Below are 2,014 nucleotides of genomic sequence, written 5' to 3'. Positions count from 1 at the left end.
GGGAGGTGGTAAAAATGAATTAGGATTTTACTATTTTGGTAGCTATAGTCATTTTATTTTTGATTATTAGTAAAAAATAGTTAAAATTCATCATCGGCATCACCTTAATGCCTGTCAATCTGTATATTTAGATTGGCAGGTTTAAAAAAATGACTTTATTGAATATGAAGGAGAAAAATATGGATACAAAAAAATTAGATAAAAAATGGTGGAAAAAAGAAGTTGGATATCAAATATATCCAAGAAGTTTTTATGATAGCAACAATGATGGAATTGGAGATTTGAATGGAATTACGGAAAAATTGGATTATCTAAAAGAACTGGGGATAACTCTTATCTGGATTTGTCCTGTGTATAAGTCGCCAATGGATGACAATGGATACGATATTTCTGATTATTATGATATAAATCCTGAATTTGGAACAAAGGAAGATTTGGAAAGATTAATTTCAGAGGCGGAAAAAAGAGAAATAAAGATAATTTTAGATTTAGTAATTAATCACACTTCTGATGAGCATGAGTGGTTTTTGGAAGCGTTGAAAAATCCTGAAAGCAAGTATAGAAATTATTATATTTTTAAAAGAGGAAAAAATGGACTGCCACCAACAAACTGGAGAAGCCATTTTGGAGGTTCTGCTTGGGAAAAGGTTGAAGGGGAAACTGATGAAAATGGGAATGAAATGTATTATTTACATTTATTTTCAAAGAAACAGCCTGATTTAAATTGGGAAAATCCTGAAGTAAGGGAAGAACTTTATAAAATGGTGAATTCCTGGCTGGAAAAAGGAATAGCTGGATTCAGGGTAGATGCTATAAATTCAATAAAAAAAGACAAAGATTATCTAGACTTGCCTGTTGATGGAGCGGATGGTTTTGCATTTAGCATAAAATATACGTTAAATCAGCCAGGAATTGAGGAATTTTTAGGAGAACTGGCAGAAAAAACATTTAAGAAGTACAACTGCATGACTGTAGCTGAAACACCTTTGCTGGAATATGAAAGATATAATGATTTTATTGGTGAAGATGGATTTTTTTCAATGATTTTTGATTTCAGCTATTCTGATTTAGATATGGCGAAAGAAGGTTTTTACTATTCAGTGCAGGATGTGAAAATTAATGAATTGAGAAAAAAAATTTTTGAAAGTCAGTTGACACAGCAGAAATATGGATGGGGAGCACCATTTTTGGAAAATCATGACTTACCTAGAAGTTTGAATAAATTTTTAGGGAAGAAAGCAAATGAAATAAATGCAAAATTACTTGCGACATTGTTTTTCTTTTTACGTGGGACACCGTTTATTTATCAGGGACAGGAAATAGGAATGGACAATTTTGAGAGAACTGATATAGCACAGTTTGATGATATTGCCAGCAAAGATCAGTATCAACGTGCATTGGGAGAAGGTTTTTCTCCTAAAGAAGCACTATATTTTGTAAACAAAAGAAGCCGTGACAATTCAAGAACTCCTTTCCAATGGGATAGCAGTAAAAATGCTGGATTTTCGAAAAATGAAGATGTAAAAGCATGGATAGAATTAAATGGAAGTCAAGATAAAGTAAATGCAGAATCTCAAATAAATAATGAAAATTCAATTTTTGCCCATTATAAAAAAATGATTGATTTACGACAAAATGGAAAATATTCAGATTGTCTGATTTTTGGGGAATTTATTCCAGTAGAATTAGAAAATGATGAAATAATCGCATATATAAGAAAATATAAAAATCAGCAAGTTCTTTGCATTAATAATTTTTCTGATAAAAAACAGAGAGTGGATCTAAGCGAAATTGCTAAAAATATTGATGAAACAGAAATCAAGCTAGGAGATATTCTGATTAATAATTATGCGAATATTGAAAATGATGGAAAAGCGCTAATTTTGGAAGGATACCAAAGTTTGTTAGTGGAAATTCACATGTTATAAAGATTTTACGGAAATATCGATAGATAATTTGTATAGTAAAACTAGTTTAAAACAGAACTCAAAAATTATGACTATTTTACTCAAAC

At 30.5% G+C, this 2,014-nt stretch carries 1 protein-coding gene; it reads left to right on the top strand.

Going from position 1 to position 2,014, the window contains the following annotated elements:
* Positions 1 to 179 precede the first annotated feature (179 nt).
* Positions 180 to 1,928: an alpha-glucosidase gene (locus Q0370_RS06335; protein ID WP_299573575.1), complete on the top strand. Its 1,749-nt coding sequence runs from the start codon at positions 180 to 182 to the stop codon at positions 1,926 to 1,928.
* Positions 1,929 to 2,014: the final 86 nt, after the last annotated feature.

It is taken from the genome of uncultured Leptotrichia sp. (genome assembly GCF_938036635.1).
Taxonomy (GTDB): domain Bacteria; phylum Fusobacteriota; class Fusobacteriia; order Fusobacteriales; family Leptotrichiaceae; genus Leptotrichia; species Leptotrichia hongkongensis.
Note: the sequence above shows the minus strand (reverse complement) of the source record. Positions and strands in the feature narration are given on the sequence as shown.

Excerpts from the sequence above, each read along its gene's own strand:
- Q0370_RS06335 (WP_299573575.1), top strand. The coding sequence starts at position 180 with ATGGATACAAAAAAATTAGATAAAAAATGGTGGAAAAAAGAAGTTGGA.